The sequence below is a fragment of the Endozoicomonas sp. SESOKO1 genome (assembly GCF_024606265.1).
GTDB lineage: Bacteria > Pseudomonadota > Gammaproteobacteria > Pseudomonadales > Endozoicomonadaceae > Endozoicomonas.
The window spans coordinates 1-1,608 of record NZ_JAHHPP010000236.1 but is presented as its reverse complement, the minus strand read 5'-3'; the positions used below and the strand labels follow the sequence as shown (position 1 = coordinate 1,608).

1 protein-coding gene and 1 pseudogene are annotated in these 1,608 nt (G+C 50.4%); one reads left to right on the top strand and one right to left on the bottom strand.

The genetic code is table 11. The features are described from left to right. Nucleotides 1–105: 105 nt before the first annotated feature. The gene (hflX, locus tag KDK13_RS10545; protein ID WP_257284936.1) at nt 106–1,341 is read left to right on the top strand and encodes a ribosome rescue GTPase HflX; all 1,236 of its coding nucleotides are present in this window, start codon (nt 106–108) and stop codon (nt 1,339–1,341) included. Here the strand turns inward: hflX and KDK13_RS10540 are convergent. Further along, nucleotides 1,307–1,608, bottom strand: a pseudogene (locus KDK13_RS10540) (protease modulator HflK); the annotation flags it as partial. The gene hflX and the pseudogene KDK13_RS10540 overlap by 35 nt on opposite strands.

Sequence of the window (1,608 nt, the reverse complement as noted above, 5' to 3'; positions counted from 1 at the left end):
ATTTATTTTAAAAATAAGCCATGTGGCGCAGTCTTATTGTCAGGTTTCTGTAAGCTGGTTCCCAGCTGTGTATGCGCGTGGTTCGTGGCTGTTTAGGAGATCTATTTGTTTTTTGACCGCCATGAGGGTGGTGAATCCGCAGTTCTTGTTCATCTGGAATTGAACGATGATCGTGAGCGGGAAGACCCCCAGGAATTCATGGAGCTGGTACGCTCCGCCGGCGTTGAGTCTGCTGCATTTATTACTGCAGGCTGCAAACATCCCAACCCCCGTTTCTTTGTCGGCCCGGGCAAAGTAGAAGAAATCCGTCAGCTGGTTGTACTGCACGATGTCGATGTTGTGCTGTTTAATCATGCCCTCTCTCCAAGCCAGGAACGTAACCTTGAAAAAGAGCTGAAGTGCAGGGTTATTGATCGTACCGGACTGATTCTGGATATATTTGCCCAACGTGCCAGAACCTTTGAAGGCAAGCTTCAGGTTGAGCTGGCCCAGTTGCAACACATGAGTACACGACTGGTTCGAGGCTGGACTCACCTTGAACGACAGAAGGGTGGTATTGGCCTCAGGGGACCGGGTGAAACCCAGCTGGAAACCGACCGCCGTCTTCTAAGGACCCGCATCAAAAGTATCAGCCGTCGTCTGGAAAAAGTACGCAAGCAGCGTGAGCAGGGTCGACGTTCCAGACAACGGGCAGAAGTTCCCCAGGTATCACTGGTTGGTTATACAAATGCCGGTAAGTCGACACTTTTTAACCGTGTGACCGAATCCGGGGTTTACGCGGCGGACCAGTTGTTTGCCACCCTTGACCCAACACTGCGCAGAATTGATTTATCGGATATTGGGCCAGTAGTACTTGCCGATACCGTCGGCTTCATTCGACACCTGCCTCATAAACTGGTTGAGGCATTTCGGGCAACGCTTGAAGAAACCCGTCAGGCTGATCTTCTACTGCATGTCATTGACAGTCATGATCCAGAACGTCTGGAAAACATGGACCAGGTCCATTCAGTATTGAAAGAGATCAATGCTGATGAAGTGCCACAGTTGGAGGTCTATAACAAAATTGACCTGCTTCAGGGAGTAGAGCCGAAAATTCAGAGGGATGATGAAGGGCGACCTGTGCGGGTCTGGGTCTCGGCGGTTACCGGTGATGGCGCTGACCTGCTGCAGGAAGCCATCAAAGAGCTGCTGTCGGATGATATCCTGCAGGGGCAGTTAACCCTGAAACCAGCCCAGGGACGCATTCGTGCCCGTCTCTATAAACTTGGCGCTATTCAATCAGAAGCCTATTCCGATAGCGGTGATGTCATTCTGGATATTCTTCTGTCACCCGGGTGGTAATCTCTTTTAATTCCTGGGCCGATAACTGTCTGGATGGCATATTGTTGCTGCCATGAGACTGTGTCAGTTTATCGAGCGGCAGGTACATCATGTTATTGCCACCTTCAACATCCACCAGTACCTTGCTGGATTTACTGAACACCTCTTCAATGGTTTCAATATACAGACGTTCGCGGGTTACTTCAGGTGCCTGTTGGTATTCACCCATGAGTTTCACGAAACGATCCGCTTCACCCTCTGCCTTGGCGACCACTTCATCACGGTAAC